This window comes from Campylobacter sp. P0103 (genome assembly GCF_002139545.1).
GTDB lineage: Bacteria > Campylobacterota > Campylobacteria > Campylobacterales > Campylobacteraceae > Campylobacter > Campylobacter devanensis.
Map to the genome: position 1 here is coordinate 483897 of NZ_MJKG01000001.1, position 25626 is coordinate 509522.

The 25626-nt window shown below is 34.4% G+C and carries 24 protein-coding genes and 3 tRNA genes; all 27 read right to left on the bottom strand.

Features of this window, described 5'->3' with window-relative positions; all coding sequences use genetic code 11:
* Positions 1 to 102: 102 nt before the first annotated feature.
* The 27 genes from CIGNP103_RS02460 to CIGNP103_RS02590 all read right to left on the bottom strand — a co-directional run bounded on the left by CIGNP103_RS02460 (position 103) and on the right by CIGNP103_RS02590 (position 25599).
* Complete coding sequence (locus CIGNP103_RS02460; protein WP_086268535.1) at positions 103 to 390, bottom strand: hypothetical protein; 288 nt, start codon at positions 388 to 390, stop codon at positions 103 to 105.
* A 126-nt stretch (positions 391 to 516) separates the two neighbouring features.
* Positions 517 to 873 carry a 50S ribosomal protein L19 gene (rplS, locus tag CIGNP103_RS02465; RefSeq protein WP_086224039.1) on the bottom strand — a complete coding sequence of 119 codons (357 nt, stop codon included), beginning with the start codon at positions 871 to 873 and terminating at the stop codon, positions 517 to 519.
* Positions 870 to 1565, bottom strand: a complete 696-nt coding sequence (gene trmD, locus CIGNP103_RS02470) for a tRNA (guanosine(37)-N1)-methyltransferase TrmD (protein WP_086268523.1) — start codon at positions 1563 to 1565, stop codon at positions 870 to 872. The genes rplS and trmD overlap by 4 nt, the downstream gene beginning before the upstream one ends.
* Before the next feature lie 3 nt (positions 1566 to 1568).
* Positions 1569 to 2099, bottom strand: a complete 531-nt coding sequence (rimM, locus tag CIGNP103_RS02475) for a ribosome maturation factor RimM (protein WP_086268524.1) — start codon at positions 2097 to 2099, stop codon at positions 1569 to 1571.
* On the bottom strand, positions 2089 to 2334 hold the full coding sequence (locus CIGNP103_RS02480) for a KH domain-containing protein (RefSeq protein WP_086226545.1): 246 nt from the start codon (positions 2332 to 2334) through the stop codon (positions 2089 to 2091). Before CIGNP103_RS02480 ends, rimM begins: the two co-directional genes overlap by 11 nt.
* Positions 2334 to 2561, bottom strand: a complete 228-nt coding sequence (gene rpsP, locus CIGNP103_RS02485) for a 30S ribosomal protein S16 (RefSeq protein ID WP_063998335.1) — start codon at positions 2559 to 2561, stop codon at positions 2334 to 2336. The genes CIGNP103_RS02480 and rpsP overlap by 1 nt, the downstream gene beginning before the upstream one ends.
* Before the next feature lie 70 nt (positions 2562 to 2631).
* Positions 2632 to 3978, bottom strand: coding sequence for a signal recognition particle protein (gene ffh, locus CIGNP103_RS02490; RefSeq protein WP_086268525.1), 1347 nt, complete (start codon positions 3976 to 3978; stop codon positions 2632 to 2634).
* Positions 3979 to 4304: 326 nt separating this feature from the next.
* Positions 4305 to 5318 carry a peptide-methionine (R)-S-oxide reductase MsrB gene (gene msrB / locus CIGNP103_RS02495; protein WP_086268526.1) on the bottom strand — a complete coding sequence of 338 codons (1014 nt, stop codon included), beginning with the start codon at positions 5316 to 5318 and terminating at the stop codon, positions 4305 to 4307.
* A gap of 114 nt (positions 5319 to 5432) precedes the next feature.
* Positions 5433 to 7544, bottom strand: a complete 2112-nt coding sequence (gene feoB, locus CIGNP103_RS02500; protein WP_086268527.1) for a ferrous iron transport protein B — start codon at positions 7542 to 7544, stop codon at positions 5433 to 5435.
* The gene (locus CIGNP103_RS02505) at positions 7544 to 7768 is read right to left on the bottom strand and encodes a FeoA family protein (RefSeq protein WP_086226548.1); all 225 of its coding nucleotides are present in this window, start codon (positions 7766 to 7768) and stop codon (positions 7544 to 7546) included. The genes feoB and CIGNP103_RS02505 overlap by 1 nt, the downstream gene beginning before the upstream one ends.
* A 483-nt stretch (positions 7769 to 8251) precedes the next feature.
* A tRNA-Arg gene (locus CIGNP103_RS02510) sits at positions 8252 to 8328 on the bottom strand.
* 34 nt (positions 8329 to 8362) lie between these two features.
* The gene (gene fusA, locus CIGNP103_RS02515) at positions 8363 to 10438 is read right to left on the bottom strand and encodes an elongation factor G (RefSeq protein ID WP_086226549.1); all 2076 of its coding nucleotides are present in this window, start codon (positions 10436 to 10438) and stop codon (positions 8363 to 8365) included.
* Positions 10439 to 10450: 12 nt separating this feature from the next.
* Positions 10451 to 10921, bottom strand: a complete 471-nt coding sequence (rpsG, locus tag CIGNP103_RS02520) for a 30S ribosomal protein S7 (protein WP_086232363.1) — start codon at positions 10919 to 10921, stop codon at positions 10451 to 10453.
* A gap of 69 nt (positions 10922 to 10990) precedes the next feature.
* The gene (rpsL, locus tag CIGNP103_RS02525; protein WP_063998572.1) at positions 10991 to 11374 is read right to left on the bottom strand and encodes a 30S ribosomal protein S12; all 384 of its coding nucleotides are present in this window, start codon (positions 11372 to 11374) and stop codon (positions 10991 to 10993) included.
* A 77-nt stretch (positions 11375 to 11451) separates the two neighbouring features.
* On the bottom strand, positions 11452 to 12102 hold the full coding sequence (locus tag CIGNP103_RS02530; RefSeq protein WP_236847406.1) for a GmrSD restriction endonuclease domain-containing protein: 651 nt from the start codon (positions 12100 to 12102) through the stop codon (positions 11452 to 11454).
* Between the two features lie 158 nt (positions 12103 to 12260).
* Positions 12261 to 16784 carry a DNA-directed RNA polymerase subunit beta' gene (gene rpoC / locus CIGNP103_RS02535; RefSeq protein ID WP_086268528.1) on the bottom strand — a complete coding sequence of 1508 codons (4524 nt, stop codon included), beginning with the start codon at positions 16782 to 16784 and terminating at the stop codon, positions 12261 to 12263.
* The gene (gene rpoB / locus CIGNP103_RS02540) at positions 16777 to 20916 is read right to left on the bottom strand and encodes a DNA-directed RNA polymerase subunit beta (RefSeq protein WP_086252543.1); all 4140 of its coding nucleotides are present in this window, start codon (positions 20914 to 20916) and stop codon (positions 16777 to 16779) included. Before rpoB ends, rpoC begins: the two co-directional genes overlap by 8 nt.
* Positions 20917 to 21010: 94 nt before the next feature.
* Complete coding sequence (gene rplL, locus CIGNP103_RS02545; protein WP_086224027.1) at positions 21011 to 21385, bottom strand: 50S ribosomal protein L7/L12; 375 nt, start codon at positions 21383 to 21385, stop codon at positions 21011 to 21013.
* Positions 21386 to 21414: 29 nt separating this feature from the next.
* Positions 21415 to 21900 carry a 50S ribosomal protein L10 gene (rplJ, locus tag CIGNP103_RS02550; protein WP_086241091.1) on the bottom strand — a complete coding sequence of 162 codons (486 nt, stop codon included), beginning with the start codon at positions 21898 to 21900 and terminating at the stop codon, positions 21415 to 21417.
* A gap of 102 nt (positions 21901 to 22002) precedes the next feature.
* Positions 22003 to 22707, bottom strand: coding sequence for a 50S ribosomal protein L1 (rplA, locus tag CIGNP103_RS02555; RefSeq protein WP_086252542.1), 705 nt, complete (start codon positions 22705 to 22707; stop codon positions 22003 to 22005).
* Between the two features lie 56 nt (positions 22708 to 22763).
* A complete protein-coding gene (gene rplK / locus CIGNP103_RS02560; RefSeq protein WP_086224024.1) occupies positions 22764 to 23189 on the bottom strand; it encodes a 50S ribosomal protein L11 in 426 nt (141 codons plus the stop codon).
* Positions 23190 to 23200: 11 nt separating this feature from the next.
* Positions 23201 to 23734 (bottom strand): transcription termination/antitermination protein NusG, encoded by a 534-nt coding sequence (gene nusG, locus CIGNP103_RS02565; RefSeq protein WP_180381787.1) that lies wholly within the window; start codon positions 23732 to 23734, stop codon positions 23201 to 23203.
* A 6-nt stretch (positions 23735 to 23740) separates the two neighbouring features.
* Positions 23741 to 23920 carry a preprotein translocase subunit SecE gene (gene secE / locus CIGNP103_RS02570; RefSeq protein WP_086224022.1) on the bottom strand — a complete coding sequence of 60 codons (180 nt, stop codon included), beginning with the start codon at positions 23918 to 23920 and terminating at the stop codon, positions 23741 to 23743.
* A 13-nt stretch (positions 23921 to 23933) separates the two neighbouring features.
* Positions 23934 to 24009: transfer RNA gene (locus tag CIGNP103_RS02575), tRNA-Trp, on the bottom strand.
* Positions 24010 to 24034: 25 nt separating this feature from the next.
* Positions 24035 to 24202: a 50S ribosomal protein L33 gene (gene rpmG / locus CIGNP103_RS02580; RefSeq protein WP_086226555.1), complete on the bottom strand. Its 168-nt coding sequence runs from the start codon at positions 24200 to 24202 to the stop codon at positions 24035 to 24037.
* 49 nt (positions 24203 to 24251) lie between these two features.
* Positions 24252 to 25451, bottom strand: coding sequence for an elongation factor Tu (tuf, locus tag CIGNP103_RS02585; RefSeq protein ID WP_086224020.1), 1200 nt, complete (start codon positions 25449 to 25451; stop codon positions 24252 to 24254).
* Between the two features lie 73 nt (positions 25452 to 25524).
* Positions 25525 to 25599: transfer RNA gene (locus CIGNP103_RS02590), tRNA-Thr, on the bottom strand.
* Positions 25600 to 25626: the final 27 nt, after the last annotated feature.

Genomic DNA, 25626 nt, shown 5'->3' on the forward strand with positions numbered 1-25626 from the left:
GATAACTTCAAATTTATACTCTAATTATTTATAGCATAAGTAATTAAAGCTAATTTTTATAAAAATTTAAATGATAGTAGTATAATAAGGCAAATTTAAAAATTACTTTTTCCTATTTGCTACCTTAAAAACTCTTGTATGACTATCTGATTTTGATAAACTTAGTCTTATTATAGAATTTTCTAATGCCTTTAACGAATGAGGTATAAATGCAGGCAATGTAATCATATCAAATTCATTCATAACCAAAATCTTTCCACTCATTTCAAATTCAATCTGACCACGAAGCACTTGAACTATAATCGCATTTGGAGCCATATGCTCTTTCATAACCGCATCTTTAGCCATAGTTATGCGAATTTCCTTGCTAAATTCACTCTCACAAAGCATAGCAGTCTTAACACCATCAAAAATATTAAAATTAAAAATAATTTTTTCCACAGTAAGTCCAAAATAATGATTAAAAATCGAGATAAAGAAGAAGCCCCAAAAAAAGGGGCGAAATTGCAATAGAAATTATTTTTTAAGCTCTTTAATTCTAGCAGCTTTACCACGTCTATCACGTAGATAGAATAGTTTAGAACGTCTTACACGACCTCTACGTAGTACTGTAATACTCTCTAAGCTATCGCTATAAATAGGGAAAATTCTCTCTACACCAACGCTATTAGCACCAATTTTGCGAATGATAAAAGTCTCACCAGTACCACTACCACGGCGAGCTATACAAACGCCTTCAAAGTTTTGAATTCTGCTTTTGTCGCCTTCTTTGATGTGGATAGCAATTCTCAAAGTATCACCAGCACGAAAGTCAGGCACAGACTTAGTCGCGATTTGAGCATTTTCAAATGCTTCAATATATTTATTTCTCATCTTTTTTCCTTAAAGTTTGGCGATTTAAGAGTTTGATACAAATCAGGGCGAAAAAACCGAGTTTTGCAAAGCGCCATATGATTTTTTAAAGCGTTGATTATACTATGATTACCCTTTAAAAAAGCTGAAGGCACAGGTGAGCCATTAAAAATATTTGGCTTTGTAAAGCTTGGAGCCTCTAAAATTCCATCTTCAAAACTCTCAATATCTAATGAATTTGCATTACCTAAAACCCCGGCAATATTGCGGCTAATAGCATCACAAAGACTCATAGCAGCAAGCTCACCACCAGTTAAAATAAAATCCCCTATGCAAAAAACCTCATTTACTCTAATCTCGATAACACGTTCATCTATACCCTCGTATCTACCACAAATAAAACTAATATTTTCTAGCTTCGCAAGTCTCTTAGCGTCATTTTGATTAAATTTTTTACCGGCTGGAGTAAGATAAATTACATGCGTCTGCCCTATACTATCAATCGCATCACAAAGCGGTTGCGCACTCATCAAAAGCCCAGCCCCACCACCAACCATATACTCATCAACTTTTTTATGTTTATTTTGAGTAAAATCTCGTGGGTTTATACAATTGATCTCTATTAGTCCACTTGTCTGAGCTCTGCCAAGTATAGAATCGCTAAAATATGGCGTAACTAAATTTGGAAATAAGGTTATAAAGTTAAATTTCATAAGCTAAGAATTAAGCAATATATCCATAGAGTTTTTTACATCTACTCTTTTGCTGTTAATATCAATCTGAATAATAAAATTATCTTGATATGGTATATAAAACTGCTTTGCAAGTCCTTTGCTAATAAGTTCTGTGCTAGTCTTAATATCAAATAAAAATCCAGCCCCAACTTCTAAAATATCGTCAATTTTACCAAGCAAAATCTCGCCCTCATAAACCATAGAATCTATGATATCAAAATAAAAATACTCATCTTTTTTAAGCTTACAACTCTTTTTAGTATCTTCTACAGTACGGTATAAAACTCGATTTACAAGCTCTTTTGCTGCTTCAATACTCTCAAATCCATCAAATATTACGAGCGAATTAGAAGGTTCATAGCTCTTAATGGATAAAAGATTACCAAACTTATCATAAAATTTAGCGCCTTTTTTATACTGCTCTATAAAATCACTACGGTTATGAAGCTTTAAAGCTCCCTTTAATCCTACGGTTTTACCAAGTATGCAAACCTCTACTAAATCACTCTTCAATAGCTTTTACCGTAATTCTATATGAAGTTGGATCTTTGGCTTTATAGCCTATAACTACGGTTTTGATAGCATTTATCATTTTGCCATCTTTACCGATTAATTTTCCGGTATCGACCCTACTAGCATAGATAATAATCTCATCGAAGTTCTCACCTAAATTTATCCGCTCTGTGCGGATAATATCAGGTGAATCACTTATAAGTTTAGCATACTCTTTTAAAAAATCTTCAACCATTATTTTGTAATTTGAGCGACTCTATCGCTTAGTTTAGCGCCAACACTTTTCCAATATGCAAGTCTCTGGGCATCAAATTTAATCACTTCTGGCTCTACCATTGGATTGTAATAACCAATACTTTCAATCCAACCACTATCACGTCTTTTTCTACTATCAGTTACTACGATACGATAAAATGGTCTTTTTTTACGTCCCATTCTTGTTAATCTAACTACTGTTGCCATCTTTTTCTCCTAAAATATTTTTTATAAGGCTTAGTTATAGCTAAATTCATAGCCATAAATAAACCCTAAATTATTTAGGGCGGTTAGCGTTTGCCAACATATTTGCAAAGCCTTTCATACTATCTTTATTAGAGAATTTTTTAGCCAACTTTGCAGCACTACTAAACTGCTTTAAAAATCTATTTACAGTCATTTGGTCAAGTCCAGCACCAGCAGCAATTCTACGCTTTCTAGCATTATTTAATAGATTTGGATTCTCTCTTTCTTTTGGAGTCATTGAGCTTATCATCGCTTTTATATGTTTAATCTGCTCTGAATTATCTAAATCAATATCTTTTAACTGATTTGCCATAGAACTCATACCAGGAATCATTCCTAAGATTCCTTTCATGCTTCCAAGTTTTTTAACACTCTCAAGCTGAGCTATAAAATCATTAAAATTAAACTCACCTTTTTTAATCTTTTTATTGAGCTTTTTGGCCTCTTTTTCATCTATGATTGTAGAAGCTTTCTCAGCTAAAGTTGCCAAATCGCCCTCGCCTAAAATTCTGCCAACGATTCTATCAGGGATAAAACTCTCGAGATCGGCCACTTTTTCACCCACACCGACGAATCTCAGCGGAATTCCTACTTGGTGTGCTATACCTATAGCTACACCGCCTTTTGTATCTGCATCAAATTTACTTAAAATAACCCCAGTAATACCAAGAGCCTCATTAAAACTAGTAGCAGTGCGTACGCCATCTTGCCCACTCATCGCATCCGCAACATAAAAAATTTCATCTGGATTTAATACAGATTTTACCTCTTTTAATTCACTCATTAATGCTTCATCTATTGCCAAGCGACCAGCAGTATCAACTAAAAGTACATCATAAAGACCATCTTTTGCTTTTTTTAATGCTTCCTTAGCTACATTTACTGGATTATTTTCACCATCGATACTAAAAAGCTCGATCTCATTTGCGCTACAAAGCTGTCTAAGCTGTTCTACTGCTGCTAAACGCTGCAAGTCGGCTGCAGCTACTAAAACACGTTTTTTACGTGCTTTTAGGTAGCTTGCTAATTTTATAGTTGTTGTGGTTTTACCACCACCTTGTAAGCCGGCCATTAACACAACTGTTGGAGGGTTTGAAGCAAACACAAATCCGCTACCTTTATTACCATCATTTGGAGCGGTTAAAATATTCGTTAAATTAGTTTTTATACTATCTAAAAACTGCTTTTGGCCTATAGTGCCCTTTTTCATATCAGCTTCTACAAGACTTACAAGTTCTTTTGTCACCTTGTGATAAACATCAGCCTTTAACAGCGACTTTTTCAGCGTCTCAAGCGCATTTTTTAATGCCTTTTCATCATCAACAAATTTAAGTTTATTTACAGCTGATTTTAGCGATTCGCCAATAAGTTCAAACACTATATACCTTTTAAATTTGATTAAAATTGCTAATTATACCCTAAATTTCTTTAACTTTCTTTAATTGCTTAACTATACTTATACCTTTATGACAGATATTTTATGTAATACATAGATGCAAACTAGTACTAAAACAAATATGTAAAGCATAAAATTGGCTATAAAATATTAAATTAATTTTTTAAAAGCACTTCATTATAGATTACTTTATAAACTTAGCGGTTCTTTAACAGTTACCGCCAAGCAAAAAATAATTAATAATTATATCTCTTGCTAAGTTTAAAACCTAGATAGACATTTAATAAAACATACTTTCAAAATAACAATTATTTTACATAGACTTTATATTCAGAATATCCTCTAATATCCATCTGATCATATGGGATAAACTCTAATGAAGCACCATTAATACAATATCTAAGCCCTCCTTTATCAATTGGCCCATCATCAAATACATGACCTAAATGGCTGCCGCTCTGTCTTGATGTGACCTCTATTCGTTCCATTCCATGACTTAAATCCCTATGATAACTAGCCGCATCAGTTGTAATTGGCCTTGTAAAGCTAGGCCACCCACATCCAGCATCATATTTATCGCTAGAGCTAAAAAGCGGTTTTTTACTTACAATATCTACATATATCCCACGCTCATCAAATTTATCATACTGACTACTATATGGTCGCTCAGTGGCCTTTTCTTGTGTTACTTTAAATGCTAAATCGCTTAACTTTTCTTTTAATTCAGATAGGCTTGGAATTTTAAATTTGCTTTCATCATATAGTGGTTTGCTAGCCAAATTTAAATCAATATGGCAATAACCATTTGGATTTTTATCTAAATATTTTTGGTGATATTCTTCTGCTTTTATATAATTCTTAAGTGGCTCTATCTCAACTACAATTGGTTTAGTAAATTTAGCCTGTTTGCGACTGATAAAATTCTCTATAACACTCTTTAGCTTATCATCACTATAATATATACCAGTGCGATACTGTCTGCCTATATCATTGCCTTGTTTATTGATAGAAAATGGATCAATAATACGAAAATAATGCTCTAAAATTTCATTAATATCAACCCTATTAGCATCAAATTTAAGCCTAACAACTTCTGCGTGATCTGTACGAGCAATCTGATTATAGCTAGTTTGGTCACTTATGCCATTAGCATAACCTACTTCGCTATATACCACTCCATTAATAAGATCAAAATATCCCTGAGTCCCCCAAAAGCACCCACAACCTAGATATATCTCTGTTAAATTTTCCATACTATTGCCTTTTGGATTAGCCATTAAAGCAGTAATGGCAAGAATTATTGTAGTTATGTATTTTATCATTATACAACCTTGAAATCTAAATTTAGACAATTTTAGCAAAACCAAAAAAATAAAATCTAAATATATTATTAAGATTTAAATTTAATCAAAAGCCCATTTAAAGGGGTAAAACTCTCAAAAGAGCTTTGCTATATGTAACCCTATAAACGAAGCCAAATAAGCAACAAATGTAGTAAAAATGAATAGATAAGCTATATATTTATATCCGCCAGCCTCTTTGCCAAAGACAATTGTAGCTGCTAAACAAGGATTATAAATCATAACAAATAGTATAAACGCTATAGCTACATCAACTGGTATAGCCTCTTTAATTTTACTCATTAGACCTTGACTTGTCTCATCAACTTCTGAACCTAAAGAGTATAATACACCCATTGTAGAGATGGCAACCTCTTTGGCTGCTAGACCACTAATAAGCGATACGCTTAGCCTCCAGTCAAATCCAAGCGGAGCAAAAACTGGCTCTATAATCTTACCAGTCATTCCTAGATAGCTATTTTCTATCAAATATTTTTCTAATTCAAATGATAATTCATCTTTTTGTTCATCACTTGTAGCAAGCTCTATCTTTTGTTCATAATCTGCTACTACATCTTTATGCAACGGAAAAGTGCTAGCTATCCATATAAGCACAGTAGCAGCAAGAATAAAAGTGCCAGCCTTTTTAATATACATTTTAGCTTTATTATAAACCATAAACCAAACTAGCTTCCAATTAGGTATTCTATACTTTGGCATCTCCATAACAAATGGCTCATCAGGCCCTTTAAATGCCGTCATTCTAAGAATCTTAGCAGCAATAAGCCCCAAAATCGCCCCTAAAATATATATAGCAAATAGCCAGTTGCCTGCTTGAGACTCTAGAGCAAACGCTCCTACAAATAGCACATAAACAGGAAGTCTAGCCCCACAACTCATAAAATTGATAATAAATAGAGTTAGTAAGCGATCTTTTTGGTTTTTAAGTGTGCGAGTAGCCATAAAAGCCGGCACCGAACAACCAAAACCAGTAACTAGCGGAATAAAGCTCTTACCATGTAAGCCAAATTTATGAAAGAATCCATCAAGCAAAAATGACACACGAGCCATATATCCAGTAGTCTCTAAAAGTGCTATTCCAAAAAACAAAATTATAATATTTGGCAAAAATAATATAACGGCACCAACTCCACCAATAATCCCATCAGCTAGAAGTGAAGCGAGCATCTCATTGGCTATATTTTCTTTAATTACATCACCAAGCGCAGAAAACCCAGCCTCTATATAATCCATCGGTATAGACCCAAGCGTAAAAGTAAGCCAAAACAACAACCACATAAAAAATAAAAATATAGGAATTCCAATATATTTATTAATTAGCACCTTATCTACAATCTTAGTATAATTAATTTCTTTAGGCTTATTATATTTAACACTCTCAGTTATTGCACCATTTACAAAATCGCTATACTCTTGCATAAAAATTTGATTTACGGACTCTGTTTTATATTGTATGTATAAATTTTTATGACTATCGCTAATAATGCGTGAAAGCTCAGTAAAAATTGGCTTATCATGTAGGTTTTTATAAATTTCATTATCTTGTTTAAGCAAAGCAATAGCAATATCTTTAATATCTTGATTCATCGATTTAATATTTGGATCATTTTTAGCAATTAAAAACTCATAAATTCTTTGTATCTCATTCTCAATCGCATCACTAAATATACGCTTATTTTGTCTATACTCAGTCTCATAAGTTTTAATAATGCAATCAAGCAATTTATCTAAATTTAATTTTGTACTAGCTGAAACCAGCACACACGGCACTCCTAAAAGCTCCTCTAAGGTATCAACATTAATATTAATACCCTCCTTTATAGCTTCATCACCCATATTTAGTACCAAAATCATCTTTTTATTCTTTTCCATTATCTGTGTCGTAAGGATTAAATTACGCTCTAGATTAGTAGAATCAGCAACATTTATAATAAGGTCATAATCATTTTGCAATATATAATTCCTAGTTACTTTCTCCTCTTGAGAGTAACCATAGATGGAGTAAGTGCCAGGCAAATCAATTATATTGATAATATAATTTTTATAATTTAATTTAGCTTCCGATTTTTCAACTGTTACACCAGCAAAATTACCAACTTTTAAATGCGAGCCACTTATAGCATTAATTAAAAGCGTTTTACCAACATTAGGCTGTCCAACTAGTGCTATTTTAATAATCTTTTTCATTAAATTTTTTCCACCTCGATACTTTTAGCTTCATCGCTTCTAAGCATTAAGCACATCCTATCACACTCTATTAAGATTGTTGAGTCACCTAAAGTACTATAAACTTTTTTGACCATTTTAGCCCTAGAAAGTCCTAGACTAAAAAATCGCTCAAGCAACTGCTCTGTTACGTTAAAATTTGAAATTTTAGCTACTTCACCGTTTTCTAATAGATCTAGAGTCATATTTATAACCTTTAATAATGAAATGCATTATCAATTATAGTGAAATATACATTAAAGTTTTATTAAAAATAGTGGTTATGTTACAGAATGAAATTTTTGAATTACTAATACATATGCACAACTACAAGATAGCTTAATACTAATATAAATAAGATTTTAAACTAAAAATATTTAACAATATTTATTAAATAAAATTAATCTATTATTGTCTAGAACAGCTTAAATTTTATTCCTATAATAATTGTATTTGACGCAATCTTGTGTTATCTGGCGTATAATAGAATATTTTGTAATGCTACAATTTAGGTATTATAAATAAAATATAATTAAAAGAAAAATTTATTTAATTTTTACAAAAGGATAATTTTACTGATTAAGCTTAAAAGGTTAAATTTGGTTTCTAACAGCTATGATTTTTTAAAATCTAAGAAAGAAACTTGGATAAAAGTAAATAAAGAGTATTAATCCTATTTAATTACAAAATGGCCTCCCCAATAGGATTCGAACCTATGGCCTCAGAATTAGGAATTCTGCGCTCTATCCTGCTGAGCTATGAGGAGCAAACTCCGCCGAAGCGGAGAAAATCAAAATGTATTAACCATTTCTCTTTTTGATAATTTCATCAGATACATTTTTAGGAACTTCTTCATAGTGATCAAATTCCATTGAGTATGATGCACGGCCTTGAGTTTGACTTCTTAAATCTGTAGAGTAGCCAAACATCTCAGCAAGTGGACAGAATGCAGTAACGATTTTATTACCACCTCTTTCATCCATTGAGCTAATTTGACCACGGCGTCTATTTAAGTCACCAATTACATCACCCATATACTCTTCTGGAGTCTCTACTTCGACTTTCATCATAGGCTCAAGGATAACAGCACCGGCCTTTCTAGCACCCTCTTTAAAGCCCATAGAAGCAGCAAGTTTAAACGCCATTTCAGAAGAGTCAACTTCATGGTAGCTACCATCAAATAGCGTAACTTTAACATCTTCTACTGGATAACCAGCTAAAACACCGCTTTGAAGTGCTTCATTACAGCCTTTTTCAACAGCTGGGATATACTCTTTTGGCACAACCCCGCCTTTAATATCATTAACAAATTCAAATCCGCTACCTGGTTCAAGTGGCTCAAGGCGTAAAAATACATGACCATATTGACCACGACCACCTGATTGTTTAGCGTATTTATACTCTTGCTCAACTGTCTTTTTGATAGTTTCACGATAAGCAACTTGAGGTTGACCAACTTCAGCTTCAACCTTAAATTCTCTTAACATCCTATCAACAATAATTTCAAGGTGTAATTCACCCATACCAGCGATGATTGTTTGGCCGCTTTCTTCATCAGTGCTAACTCTAAAGCTTGGATCTTCTTGAGCTAATTTGCCTAGAGCTATACCCATTTTTTCTTGATCAGCCTTAGTTTTTGGCTCTACTGCAACGCTAATAACTGGTTCTGGGAAATCCATTCTCTCAAGGATAACTTTATCTTTTTCACTAGCTAAAGTATCACCTGTTAAAGTATCTTTAAGACCAACTACAGCACCAATCTCACCAGCGTAAAGAACTTTAATCTCCTCACGTTTATTTGAATGCATTTTTAATAGACGGCCGATTCTTTCTTTTTTATCTTTCGTTGAGTTATAAGCATAACTACCGCTCTCAAGTTGGCCTCTATAAACCCTTACAAATGTAAGCTGTCCAACAAATGGGTCAGTCATAATCTTAAATGCAAGACCAGCAAATTCGCCATCATCTGTGCTATCTACAACTACTTCAGTACCATCTTCAAGCTCACCTCTAATAGCTTCAACTTCATCTGGAGCTGGTAAGTAATCAACAACTGCATCTAGAAGTGGTTGAACGCCTTTATTTTTAAATGAAGTACCACAAACCATAGGAATTATGCTCATAGATAGACAACCAGCTTTGATACCTTTTTTAATCTCTTCAATAGTTAACTCTTCGCCACCAAAGAATTTTTCCATTAGAGCATCATCAGTCTCAGCTACAGCTTCAATCATTTTATTGCGATACTCTTCAGCTTTTTCTACAAGATCAGCTGGAATATCTTTGACTACAAAATCAGTTGGTTTTGTATCATCTTCCCAAACAAGTGCTTTCATAGTAATTAGATCTACAACACCCTTAAACTCATCTTCAGCACCAATTGGAATTTGGATAGGCACTGGATTTGCTTTTAAGCGGTTTTTGATCTGCTCTTCAACATTATAGAAGTTAGCACCGATTCTATCCATTTTATTTACATAAACCATTCTTGGAACACGGTATTTATTAGCTTGTCTCCATACTGTTTCACTTTGAGGTTGAACCCCACCAACAGCACAAAATACAGCTACAGCACCATCTAAAACACGCATAGATCTTTCAACCTCGATAGTAAAATCAACGTGTCCTGGAGTGTCTATAAGGTTGATTTGGTGGTTTTTCCAAAAACAAGTAGTCGCAGCAGAGGTAATAGTAATACCACGCTCTTTTTCTTGCTCCATCCAGTCCATAGTAGCAGCACCATCATGAACCTCGCCGATCTTATGGCTCATACCTGTAAAAAATAGAATTCTCTCACTAGTTGTAGTTTTACCAGCATCGATATGCGCAGCGATACCGATATTTCTAACCATATTTAATGGAGTTTTTCTTGACATAAGCTCTCCTTATTACCAGCGATAGTGAGCAAATGCTTTATTAGCTTCTGCCATTTTATAAGTATCTTCTTTTTTCTTAAATGAAGCACCTTTTGAATTTGATGCATCTAGCAACTCAGCGGCTAATTTTTCTATCATTGTTCTCTCACTTCTTTTGCGAGCAAAACTGATAATCCAACGGATTGCTAGGGCTTGTTGGCGAGCTGGGCGGACTTCTACTGGCACTTGATATGTAGCACCACCTACACGGCGAGATTTAACCTCCATAATAGGTTTTACATTATCGATAGCGCTATTAAACACATCTATGCCTTTTAGCTCTCCACCTTTAGAATCAATAGCTTTTAAAGCGCCATACATAATCTGTGTAGCTACACTTTTTTTGCCATCATACATAAGTGAATTAATAAATTTAGTTATAACTTTATTGCCATAAATTGGATCAGGCATTACTTCCCTAACAGGGGCTTTTCTTCTTCTCATAACTTTCCTTCAAATTTAAATTTTACTCAAACTAAGCCATATCTAAGGGCTAGTCTGCGTCCTAAAAGATTACTTTTTAGCTTCTTTTGGGCGTTTAGCACCATATTTAGATCTAGATACAGTTCTTTTAGCCACGCCCGCTGTATCAAGCGCACCACGGACAATATGATATTTAACACCTGGTAAGTCTTTTACCCTACCGCCACGCACTAGCACGATGCTGTGCTCTTGTAGATTGTGACCTTCACCGCCTATATAGCTGATAACTTCAAATCCACTTGTTAGCCTTACTTTGGCAACTTTTCTCAAAGCTGAGTTTGGTTTTTTAGGAGTTGTTGTATAAACTCTGGTGCAAACTCCTCTTCTTTGAGGACACTCTTTTAACGCTGGTGATTTAGACTTTACGATCACTTTTTTGCGTTCTTTTCTGACCAATTGATTAATAGTTGGCACAATTTTTCCTTTCAACTAAATTTATTAAAAAGTTGCTATTTTATCCAAATTTTACTTAATTTAAAATGAAATATATTCTATTCATTTATAAAATTTTTTAAAGCCTGTTCTATTGCTTTATTTCTAGATTCTATATCAGCTTTTGACCAAATTTTATCTTCTCTATTGCCAAGCTCTTTTACCTCTTGTGAGTTATGATTCTCTTTATATTTTTCTTGTTTTAAAGAAAAAAAGTTATTAGCGCATTTAATATTTGTTAGTTTGTTAAGCAAAATTTTATTACTTATTTGTTCTAAATATTGTGAGTGACTTGTCTCGTTCCACTCATCAAAATTCATATTTTGCCAAGTTTTAGGTAAAATATGCTCTACTTCTAATTTATGGCTTTGTATATCACTAGAAAAATCATCATAAAGATGAGCATATAAATATAAAAGATATTTTACTTTTCTAGCATCTGGCTTGATATTCTTATCACTACTAGAAAAATTATTTAAAAATCTCTCTGGCAATAATTTACTATAAGAAAAATTTATATTTTGATTTAGCTCTGCATTCATTTTAAAAACTAAATCTTTAATTTCATTTGCATTTGTCTTATTATTTAGAATTTTAACAGTCATTGCTTTTAACAGTTCAAGTAGATAAATTTCGAATTCTTTATTAAAATTCTCATTAAATTTATCTTTTATAAAATTATTCTTGTTTCTCCAAACCAAAAAAGCCACAAAAAATCTCCACATATCATTTTGATACAAACAAAGAATTTTAAAATATCTATAAGCTTTTTGGCTTAAATATACTTCAAGTGCTCCACAAAAATAAACTAGAATTTAAGTAAAATTCAGATCAATGATCCGAATTTTACTTAATTTTTTGTAGTTTATTAATCTTTATACTTCATCTTGATTTTTTTATCTTGATAAAGACCAGTACCCACAGGTATCATACGACCTAAAATAACATTTTCTTTTAAGTCTTCAAGGTAGTCAAATTTAGCCGCTATACTAGCTTCTGTAAGCACTTTTGTAGTCTCTTGGAAAGAGGCCGCAGAGATGACGCTATCACTACCGATAGCTGCTCTAGTAACGCCTAAAAGCACAGGCTCTGCGATCGCTGGCTCGCCACCCATTTTAATGATTTTCTCATTTTCTTCACGGAATTTACGACGGCTAACCATATCGCCTACGATGAAATTCGTATCGCCACTATCTACAATTTTAATCTGTCTTAACATTTGAGATACAATAATCTCAATATGTTTATCACTAATAGCAACGCCTTGAGAGCGATAAACTTGCTGAATTTCGCTAATTAGATATCCATGAAGTGCCTTCTCTCCAAGAATTCTTAGCACATCGTGACTACTTACTAAACCATCAGTTAATTTCTCACCAGCATGAACAAACTCGCCATCACGGACTTGAATTTGTCTTGATTTATCGATTAGATACTCAGCCGTTGTGCCATCTTCGGCTACTATTACTACTCTTTCTTTAGAGCGTAAAGGCTTTTCAAATCTAATAACGCCATCGATTTCAGCAATTATTGCTGTATTTTTAGGACGACGAGCTTCAAATAGCTCTGAAACTCTAGGAAGACCTCCGGTGATATCTTTTGATTTTGCTACAGCTTTTGGTGTTTTAGCTATAGTATCAGCTCTTTGAACTGTAGCACCATCTTTGACAAATATCGCAGTTTTTGGCTCTAGTTGATAGCGAATTAATTTGCCATTATCAGTTGTAATAACAATTGTAGGTTTAACTCCACTTGGTAGATACTCATTAATAACTAGCCTGCTCTCGCCTGTTGCTTCATCGTATTGCTCTGTTACACTATATCCTGGCTCGATATCTTCGTATGCCACTATACCAGCTTCTTCAGCGATTACTGGATTTGAGTATGGATCCCACTCAGCTATAACTAGCTTAGAATCAACCTGTGGTTTAGCTAAGATATCAGTAGCTACTACATCAGAGCTATCATCAAATTCAATTACGCTATTTCGTGGGATATAATGACGCACAGCCTCTCTATCTTCTTCATCCGCTACTACGACAAATAGACCTTTTTCTGCTACTATATCGCCTTTTTTAATCTCTCTAATTCTCTCTAGATAATCACCTTTTAAGATATAGTATTTTAGCACACCATGCGCACTAGCTACAATCTCTTGAGTTACTGGATCGCCATCAGCTACCTTAACTTCACTTGCAAATGGAATACGATTTGGAATATTCCATCCATCTTTAATCATCTCTACGATACTTTCATTCTCTTTTACTTCATCACCTTTTGAGTAAGGAATATAGAATTTACCATCTATTTTACCGCTTACACCAGCTAGCTCATTTGGTTTAGCAAGGTCGTGCTTTCTTAAGACATATTTAACTTCGTCTTTTTTGCCTTTTACGATAATATTTACATCCTCATGAGCAACTTCAATATCTATAACACCATCAAATGGGGCTTTAATCTTTGGTTCAACCAACAATATAGCAGCGTTGCGTCTATTTATCACTATAGATTTGCCATTGTTTTCATAGGTTTTTAGGTTATAATATCTTATAAAGCCCTCTTTTTGTGCTACGATTTGTCTATCTTGTTGTTCAGTAGAGGCAGTACCACCGATGTGGAAAGTTCTTAGCGTTAGCTGAGTTCCTGGCTCGCCGATTGATTGAGCTGAGATAATACCTACGGCTTCACCTGGTTTAACTAGTTTGCCCTCACCTAGATTTATGCCATAGCACTTCGCACATACGCCTTTTGGCGCTTTACAAGTGATTGGTGTTCTAATGCTAATTGATTTTATACCAGCTTCGATAATTACTCTAGCCTTAGCTTCATCGATTAATGTGCCTTCTGTGTATAAAATTTCATTAGTAATAGGATCGATAACATCATCGCTTAATACTCTACCTAAAACTCTCTCTTCTAAACTCTCGATTAACTCACCACTCTCAGTGATTTCAGTAATTTCAACACCTTCGTGAGTGCCACAATCATCCATTGTAATCTTAACATTTTGAGCAACATCAATTAATTTTCTTGTTAGATATCCAGCATTTGCTGTCTTAAGCGCAGTATCAGCTAGACCTTTTCTAGCGCCGTGTGTTGAGATGAAATACTCAAGGACATTTAGACCCTCACGGAAATTTGAAGTAATTGGTGTCTCAATAATACTACCATCAGGCTTAGCCATAAGACCACGCATACCAGCAAGTTGGCGAATTTGAGCCGCACTACCCCTAGCACCGCTATCAGCCATCATATAAATAGAGTTAAATCCGCTCTTATCATTTTTGATGAGTTTCATCATATCACTAGCTACTTTGTTGTTTGTATCTGTCCATATATCAACAATTTTATTGTATCTTTCTGAATCAGTTAGCAAACCTGAGCCATATTGATTTTGGATTTCACGAACTCTTTTTTTAGCTTCATCTACATATGAATATTTGCTATCAGATACTATTATATCAGCTATTGATATGCTAACTCCAGCTTTTGTAGCGTATCTAAACCCAAGATTTTTAAGCTTATCTAAAAATCCCGCTGTGGATTCTAAGCCTCCGTTTTTATAGACATAATCAACTAAATTTGCTATGTCTTTTTTCTTCATTACCTTATTCCACATACTCTCTGGAACTGAATTCTCTCCCAAATCAGGTAGAATTGATTTGATAATCAATCTTCCCGCAGTTGTAAATACAGTCCTACCATCTACCATTGTCTTAATCTTAGCATGTAGATCAAGGAAGTGAGTCTCAACTGCTATCATAACTTCATCAACGCTAGCAAAAATTTTATTTGAACCTATTACATCTACTTTTTCAAGGCTTAAATAATAGATCCCCAAAACCATATCTTGGCTAGGAACTGTCACAGCCTTACCACTTGCTGGAAGCAAGATATTCATAGAGCTAAGCATTAAAATTTTACACTCAGCAATTGCCTCTTGAGATAAAGGGACATGAACAGCCATTTGGTCACCATCGAAGTCAGCGTTGAAAGCTGAACAAACAAGTGGGTGAAGTTGAATAGCCTTACCTTCTATTAGTACTGGGTGAAATGCTTGGATAGACATTTTATGTAGAGTTGGCGCCCTATTTAGTAGTACTGGATGATCAGCAACAACCTCTTCAAGGCACTCCCAAACCTCATTTGTCTTATCTTCTATCATTTTTTTGGCTAATTTAACATTTGTCGCATAGCCTTTTTCTTCCAAGCGAGCTAAAAGATGTGGCTTAAATAGCTCTAAAGCCATCTTCTTAGGCAATCCACACTGATCCATCCTAAGTCTAGGGCCAACAACGATAACGCTACGACCAGAGAAATCCACCCTTTTACCAAGCAAATTTTGTCTAAAGCGCCCTTGCTTACCTTTGATAATCTCGCTTAGAGATTTTAGTGGGCGTTTATTCGCACCTTTTACAGCATTTGCTCTTCTGCCATTGTCAAATAGAGCATCAACTGACTCTTGTAACATTCTCTTTTCGTTACGGATAATAATCTCGGGCGCATCAAGCTCCATAAGGCGTTTTAGCCTTGCATTACGATTGATAACTCTTCTATATAGATCATTGACATCACTAACTGCGAATTTACCACCATCAAGGCTAACAAGAGGTCTTAAATCAGGCGGTAAAACAGGTAAATTTGTTATCATCATCCACTCAGGGCGGTTACCTGAATTTAAAAAGCTCTCAACTACTTTTAGTCTTTTTACAATACTCTTCTTCTTAGCTTCACTATTTGTGTTATCTATCTCAACTTTTAACTGCTCTAAAATAGCTACTAAATCTAAATTTTCAAGCATATCACGGATGACTTCACCACCCATTCTAGCACTAAATCCACTATCGGCAAATCTTTGTTCTAAAAGTATATATTGCTCTTCATTTAAGACATCATAAATTTCAACTTTTTTGCTATTTTCGTTATCATAGTATGCTTCGCCTGGATTTTCTACTATATATGCTTCATAGTATAATACACGCTCTAAGTCTTTCATTTTAATACCAAGAAGCGTACCTATACGACTAGGAAGTGAATTTACATACCAAATATGCGCCACTGGGGTAACTAGCTCGATATGCGCCATTCTAGAACGGCGAACTTTAGAGCTTGTAACTTCAACTCCACATTTTTCACATTTGATACCCTTATAGCGCATCTTTTTATATTTGCCACATAAGCACTCATAATCCCTAATAGGCCCAAATATTTTAGCACAAAATAGACCATCTCTTTCTGGTTTTAGAGTTCTATAGTTGATGGTTTCAGGCTTTTTAACTTCGCCATAACTCCATGCTTTTATACGTTCAGGACTTGCTAATCTTAATTTAAATGCTTCAAAATCCCTTGGTCTTGCATCTTCTTTAATCTCTATAGGTTTTAACTCACTCATTATCATTATCCTCATCGTAAATCTCAACATCTAGTGCTAGAGATTTTAGCTCGTTTGTTAAAACAAAAAATGTCTCTGGAATACCAGTACTTGGGACATTTTCACCTCTAGTTAATGCTTTATAAGCTAGCCATCTTCCTTCAACATCATCAGATTTTACAGTTAGCATCTCGCGAAGTGTATGGGCAGCACCATAAGCCTCTAAAGCCCAAACCTCCATCTCACCAAATCTTTGACCACCGCTTAATGCTTTACCGCCAACTGGTTGCTGCGTAACTAAGCTATATGGGCCAGTACTTCTAGCATGGACTTTTTCATCTACTAGATGGTGAAGTTTTAGCATATACATACAACCGACATTTACACGCTCAGCCATCTTAGATCCGGTTCTACCATCGTATAATTCAGTTTTACCATCCATATCGATCTTTGCCATCTCAAACAATTTGCTAAATTCTTCAGCCTTAACCCCTTCAAATATAGGAGTAGCAAATCTTACACCGCTTGCCCAATCTCTTGCATATTCTATTAGCTTCTCATCATCGATTTTTTCTAATATTGCTTTGGCATCCATTAGTCTTGATACATCAGCTATTTCAATCATTTTAGCTCTTAATTCTGTTATCCACTCTTTTGACTTTCTATCAAATATCTCTTGAATTTGCTCGCCAAGCTTCATACCTACAAGACCTAAGTGGCTTTCTAAAATTTGACCAATATTCATACGACTAGGAACGCCTAGTGGATTTAAAACAATATCTACTGATCTACCATCTGGAAGATATGGCATATCTACATCTGGAACGATATTTGATACAATACCTTTATTACCATGGCGACCAGCCATTTTATCTCCAACTTTTAGATTACGCTTAGTAGCTACATATACTTTGACAAGTTTGACTACTCCGCTTGGCAAAATATCATCTTTTTCTAAAATTTCAAGCTTAGCATCATGCTCATCTTTTAATTTTTTCTTCTCATTTTGGAAGTAAGCTTTCATATCTTCATAGCTTTTTTGTACATCTTTACTAAAGCTTTTTACATATGAATTTAGAGTAAATCTATTTATATTGGCAAGATACTCTTTTTGTATCTTTTGACCTTTTACATATGTAGTTTTACCAACTTCTAAATCGCTTTGGAGTTCGTTATTAGCTAGTAAAGCAGTTACTCTTAACATCTCTTCTCGGTCAAGCATTAAAAGTCTATCGTGATGCTCTTTTTCTAAGATATTTTTCTCATCTTCATAGGCTTTAAATGATCTTGAGTCTTTTTCATAGCCTTTTTTAGTAAAGATTTTAACATCGATTACCACGCCTTCCATGCTTGCTGGAGCGTATAGGGATTTATTTACTACATGGCCAGCCTTTTCGCCAAAGATTGCTCTTAGAAGTCTTTCTTCTGGAGTTGGCTTAACTTCACCTTTTGGAGATACTTTACCTACTAAAATCATACCTGGTTTTATATGAGTTCCGATTCTTACGATACCACTTTCATCTAGATGCTCGATCTCTTCTTCTTTCATATTAGGAATATCTCTAGTAATCTCTTCTACGCCATCTTTTAGCTCTCTAGCTTCAATCTCTTTTTCATAGATATGAACACTAGTAAATGCATCTGTGCGAATCATTCTCTCGCTCATCACAATAGCATCTTCATAGTTATATCCATTCCACGGCATAAAGGCAATTAAGGCATTTTTACCAATTGCTAGCTCACCTTGATCCATACTAGAACCATCGGCAATTATCTGACCAGCTTCTACTTTTTGTCCTTTTTTTACGATTGGGTGTTGGCTAAATGTCGTATTTTGGTTGGTACGCATATTTTTTTCCATGGTGTATTGATCTATATATGGACCATTTTCATCTTCGCCTAGAATAAATATATTTTTATTATCAACTTTTTCTATTACACCGCCACGTCTTGCTTTAATAGCTTCCCAAGCATCACGTGCTACAATAGCTTCCATACCTGTACCTACAATAGGTGCAGTTGATTTTAAAAGAGGCACAGCTTGGCGTTGCATATTTGAACCCATAAGCGCACGGTTAGCATCATCATGCTCTAAAAATGGAATCAATGAAGCAGCAACACCCATTACCATACCGCTACAAAGGTCAATTAGTGTTACATCATCTCTTTTGGCAAGTATCATCTCACCATCTTGTCTAACCTCTATTAAATCCTCGCTAATCATACCATTCTCATCTAAGATTGTAGATGCTGGAGCAATAATATGACCCTCTTCTTGAGTTGCTGTAAGATAGACGATTTCATTTGTTACTCTACCATTTTCTACTTTACGATATGGAGATTCAACAAAGCCTAAATCATTTACTTTAGCATATGTAGAAAGAGTATTTATAAGACCGATATTTTGACCTTCTGGGGTCTCAACTGGACAAATTCTACCATAGTGAGTTGGATGGACATCACGAACTTCAAATCCGGCTCTCTCTTTTACCAACCCACCCTCGCCAAGTGCTGATAATCTACGCTTATGAGTAACTTCACTAAGTGGATTAGTTTGATCCATAAACTGACTTAGCTGACCACCGGTAAAGAATTCCATAATAGTAGTGGTAATCATTTTAGGATTTACAAGATCATATGGCATAATCTCATCGATATTGTTGCTTAGGCTTGTAAATTTATCCCTAATAGCCTTTTGCATTTTTACAAAACCTAAATGAAGCTCATTAGCTAAAAGCTCACCAATAGAACGAATACGGCGATTACCTAAATGGTCTCTATCGTCTATATGACCTTGACCATTTTTTACCTTAATTAGATATTTAGCAGTTTTAATGATATCTTCATTTGTCAAAACTGTGACATATTCAGGAGCATTTAGGCCTAATTTATGATTCATCTTCATACGACCGACTTTGGTCAAATCATATCTTTCAGGATTAAAAAATAGATCATTAACAAAACTTCTAGCCGCTTCTTTAACTACAGGCTCACCTGGACGCATAACTTTATAAATTCTAATTGCAGCTAGATCATTTTCATCTTCTACGCCTTCTGTTTGTTTAAGAAGTTTAAGAGTCTCATAATCTTGCAAAAATGAGTTAATAATAGCATCATCGACTCCATTTGCTAAATCATTTGCTATCTCTATACTATCTTGCTCATTAGCGATTTTAGCTATCTTATTCTCATCAAGTTGTGTAAGAGTATCATATAAAACCTCACCACTATCTTTATCGATAACAGGACTAGCAAGATATCTATTTACCAATGTTTCAAGCGGATATTCTATAAATTTAACGCCATCTTCTATTAATTTATCAGCTTTTTTTCTAGTTAATCTCTTACCAGCTTGATGTAAGATATTGCCATCTTCATCTTTAATATCATAATCAACCCTACCAGTAAAGTCATCTGGATTAAACTCTACTAAGAATTTATTATTTTGAATTTTTAGAGTTTGCATAGGGTAAAATAACTTCACAATATCTTGTTTTTTGTATCCCAACGCTCTAAATAAAATAGTAATAGGAACTTTACGACGCTTATTAATACGGACATATAATACATCTTTTGTATCATACTCAAAGTATAACCAAGATCCACGATCTGGGATAATTTGAGCTGTATAAATAAGTTTATTTACAACAGTAGGACTCTCTTCTTCTTTAAAAATCACACCTGGGCTTCTATGCAGCTGATTAACAACAACTCTCTCAACACCATTAATAATAAATGAAATTCTATCGGTCATTAAAGGAATTTCACGAACAAATATCTCTTGTTCTTTGATATCCTTTACTCCAATTTTTTCACCTGTTTTTTCATCTCTATCATGAACTATTAATCTAATTTTTATTTTTAAATTTACAGAATATGTCAAGCCTCTTTCCATACACTCTCTAATTGTGTATCTAGGCTTACCTATTTCACTACTGACATATTCAAGTGAAAGTCTATTTTGCGGATCGTGAATAGGAAAAATAGATTTAAATACTTTTTCGATTCCGCTTTCGGTTTGTGAATTATCAAGATTTAAAAAATGATCAAAACTCTTTTTTTGTAATTGTAATAAATTTGGAACATCAATCTCTTTAGCAACATTAGAAAAATCTACCCTAAGACGATTTCCAGAATAAAGGCTATTTAGCATTTTATTACCTCTATAGAATAGTTAATTGAAAGAACGTCGTAAAAACGACAATGGAGTTGGAAGCGAGAAAATCTCGCTTCTACAAAATTGTAAATTATTTAAGTTCGACTTTGGCGCCAGCTTCTTCAAGTTGTTTTTTAGCTGCTTCAGCTTCTTCTTTGCTCGCACCTTCTTTAAGAACTGATGGAGTACCTTCAACAGCATCTTTAGCCTCTTTAAGACCAAGACCAGTTAAAGCACGAACAACTTTAATTACTTCTATTTTTTTAGCACCACTATCAACTAAAACGATATTGAAATCAGTTTTTTCTTCAGCAGCTTCAGCAGCACCTCCAGCAACAGCACCAGCTACCATAACAGGAGCAGCACTTACACCAAATTTTTCTTCAAATTCTTTTACTAATTCACTTAGTTCAAGAACTGATAAATTTGAAATAAACTCTAATACATCTTCTTTAGTTATTGCCATTTTAATTCTCCTAAATTTTATTTTTTAAATTAAGCAGATTGCTCTTTTTTCTCTTTAAGCGCATTTAAACCAATAGTGAAATTTTGAATTGGCGCATTCCAAACTTGTAGTAGCATAGCAATAAGCTCGTTGCGAGACGGCATTTTTGACAATGCAACAACTTTAGATACAGGAGCAACCTCACCATCAATATAAGCTGTCTTGATTTTAAATAGATCTTTATTAGCTTCTTCAAATTTAGCTACAACTTTAGTAACCGCTAGTTGGTCTTCGCCCCATACAAAGATATTTGTATCTTTAAGCTCCATACCATCTTTAGCAGAGTTATTCAAAGCTATTTTTGCTAAAGTGTTTTTAATAACTTGAACTTTTACATTTTGCTCTTTAGCAGCAATTCTTAACGCCTCAAGTTTTTTAACACTTAAACCTCTATAGTCACATACTACTATAGCTTCGCTAGCTTTAAATTCAGCCTCAAGGTTTGAAATAATTTCAGCTTTTTCGTTTCTAGTCACTTTCATTCTCCTTTCCGACCGGTGATTTCAAGCAGAGAGAGCGAAAATACGCTCAATTAAGCTTACGCCTCGGCTATCTCCAATCTAAGATAAAAATATTAATTATTTAAGATCCATAAGCTCTTGAGTTTCAAGAGATATAGATGGACTCATTGTTAAAGATAGTGCTGCCGATTTAATATATTTACCTTTTGCAGCTGCAGGTTTATGTTTATTTATCATCTTAATAAAGGCAGAGATATTATCATTTAGCTGCTCTTTTGTAAAGCTAACTTTACCTAGACCAGCATGAATATTTCCTTGTTTATCAACACGGAAGTTAACTTGACCACCTTTAGCATTTTTAACAGCCTGAGCAACATCCATAGTTACTGTACCAGTTTTAGGATTTGGCATTAAGCCTTTTGGTCCTAAAAGACGACCAATTTTACCAACTAAGCCCATCAAATTTGGAGTAGCAATAAGCACATCAAAATTGATAACTCCCTTAGCAATTTCATCAACAAAATCCTCAGCGCCAACTATATCAGCACCAGATGCTTTAGCTTCATCAGCCTTAGCATCTTTAGCAATTACTGCTACTCTTACAGTTTTACCAGTACCAGCAGGTAAAACTACTGAACCACGAACCATTTGATCAGCATGTCTAGGATCAACATTTAATTTAAGTGCTATTTCAACTGTTTCATCAAATTTAGCTGAAGCAAGTGTTTTAACTGTCGATATAGCTTCATCTAAATTATAAATTTTATTTGAATCTACTTTCTTAAGTAGTTCTGCAAATCTCTTTGTAGTTTTTTTTGACATTAATTTCTCCGCATTTTTAAAGTGCTACCACTAATTTTAAATCCTAGTGGTAAGGATTAATCTACTACAGTTATACCCATAGAACGAGCTGAACCAGCTATAATTTTAGCAGCTTGCTCTCTATCTTTTGTATTCATATCAACTATTTTTTTATCAACAATCTCAAGAATTTGAGCTTTTGTTAACTTGCCAACTTTATTTTTAAGCGGATTATCCGCACCTTTAGTGATGCCAGCAGCTTTTTTGATTAGATCAGTCGCTGGTGGTTGTTTTGTGATAAATGTAAAGCTTTTATCTGCATAAACAGTGATAACAACTGGAATATTATAACCAGCCATATCTTTTGTTCTTTCGTTAAATGCTTTACAAAATTCCATAATATTTACACCTTTTTGACCTAGAGCAGGACCAACTGGTGGACTTGGATTTGCTTTTGTAGCTGCAATTTGCAATTTAATTTCACCTACAACTTTTTTAGCCATAAACTATCTCCTTAGACTATCTTTTCAACTTGTGAATACATAATTTCAACAGGTGTACTTCTACCAAATATTGATACATTTAAGCGAAGTTTACCATGAACCATATCATACTCTTCTACAGTTGCGTTAAAGTTTGCAAATGAGCCTTCTGTAACACGAACAATTTCGCCAGTTTCAAATGAAATTTTTGGTTTAGGCGCTGCTCTTTTACTAACCTTTTCTAAAATAAGATTTATATCTTTATCACTCAAAGGTGTAGGTTTCTTTGCTTCACCAATAAATCTGCCAACCTTAGGAAGAGACTGAATTTTGTGCCAAAGTGCAGTATCAAGATCCAAATAAGCGAAAGCATAACCTGGATATAGGCTTCTTTCATTAATCTTTTGCTTTCCATTTTTAATCTCAATTACATCTTCAGTAGGAACGATAACTTCTAAAAGTTTCTCTTCAATACCATGATCTTTTACTAGATTTTCAATGGCTCTTTTGACACTCATCTCACTACCTGCATAAGTTTGAATAGCATACCACTTATGTGCCATAATATGTCCTTATACAAGCTTAGAAACAGAAAATGACATAATTAAATCAACCAAAGCCAAAAATAAAGAAACTATAGTCACAACAGCAAAAACTGTTATAAAAGCATTTCTAATCTGCTCTTTGGTAGGAAATATAACCTTGCCAACTTCTGCACGTGATAATTTTAAATAACTTATAAACTTTTCCATATCTAACCTTTTGTGGCAGGGCAAGAGGGATTCGAACCCCCAACCATCGGATTTGGAATCCGGCGCTCTACCGTTGGAGCTATTGCCCTATATAAATACAGCTAAGAAGTTAGCTTATTTTAGCTTAACTTCTTTATGAACTGTATGTTTTTTTAATCTTGGACAATATTTTTTAAGCTCTAACTTTTCAGTTTTTGTTTTGCTATTTTTGGTTGTTGTGTAATTAATATCATTACATTCAGAACACTTTAAACCAATTTTAACTCTATTTGCACTTGCCATATTTTTTCCTTAAAAAGGGTGCAAATTAATTTCGCACCCATAAGTTAAATTACTTAATAATTTTAGACACAACGCCAGAACCAACAGTTCTACCACCCTCACGGATAGCAAATCTTGTACCCTCTTCTAGCGCAACTGGAGCAATAAGTTCAACAGTTATTTTTAGGTTATCGCCAGGCATAACCATCTCTGTACCTTCTGGTAGAGTGATTGAACCAGTAACATCTGTTGTTCTTACATAAAATTGTGGTCTATAGTTATTAAAGAATGGAGTATGACGACCGCCTTCTTCTTTAGTTAAGATATATACTTCACCTTCAAATTGTGTATGTGGAGTGATAGATTTTGGCTTACATAGAACCATACCTCTTTCAACATCTTCTTTTTTAGTACCACGTAATAGAACGCCTACATTATCGCCAGCTTCACCTTGATCCATCTCTTTTCTAAACATTTCAACACCAGTAACTGTTGTTGTTTGAGTATCACGGATACCAACGATTTCAATAGTATCACCAACTTTCACAACACCTTTTTCAATTCTACCTGTAACAACTGTACCACGACCAGAAATTGAGAATACATCTTCAATTGGCATTAAGAAATCTTTATCAGTTGCACGAACTGGAGTTGGAATATAGCTATCAACTGCATCCATAAGAGCCATAATTTTAGCTGACCACTCACCATCTATACCAGCTTTAGCTTCTTCAAGCGCTTGAAGAGCAGAACCGCTAACAATTGGAGTGTCATCACCTGGGAAATCATATTCACTTAGAAGTTCACGAATTTCCATTTCAACTAACTCTAAAAGTTCAGCATCATCAACCATATCAGCTTTGTTCATGAAAACAACGATATATGGAACACCAACTTGGCGAGATAATAGTATATGTTCACGAGTTTGTGGCATTGGGCCATCAGCTGCAGAAACAACTAGGATAGCGCCGTCCATTTGAGCAGCACCAGTAATCATATTTTTAACATAGTCGGCGTGACCTGGACAGTCAACATGTGCATAGTGGCGATTTGTTGTTTCATATTCAATATGAGAAGTAGCAATTGTAATACCTCTCTCTTTTTCTTCTGGAGCATTATCGATATTATCGTAATCTTTAAGCTCTGCAAGACCTTTTCTTGATAAAACAGCAGAAATAGCAGCTGTTAGTGTAGTTTTACCATGGTCAACGTGACCGATAGTACCAATATTTACGTGTGGCTTATTTCTTGAAAACTTCTCTTTAGCCATTGTATCCTCCGTTATAAAATTCAACTTTTATACTTAAAGTTTGTATTTTTTGTATTTCTTATTTCTACTTTTATGGAGCTCATAGCGGGACTTGAACCCGCGACCTCTTCCTTACCAAGGAAGTGCTCTACCTCTGAGCCATATGAGCGTTTCTAGATATGGAAACTTCAGCTTG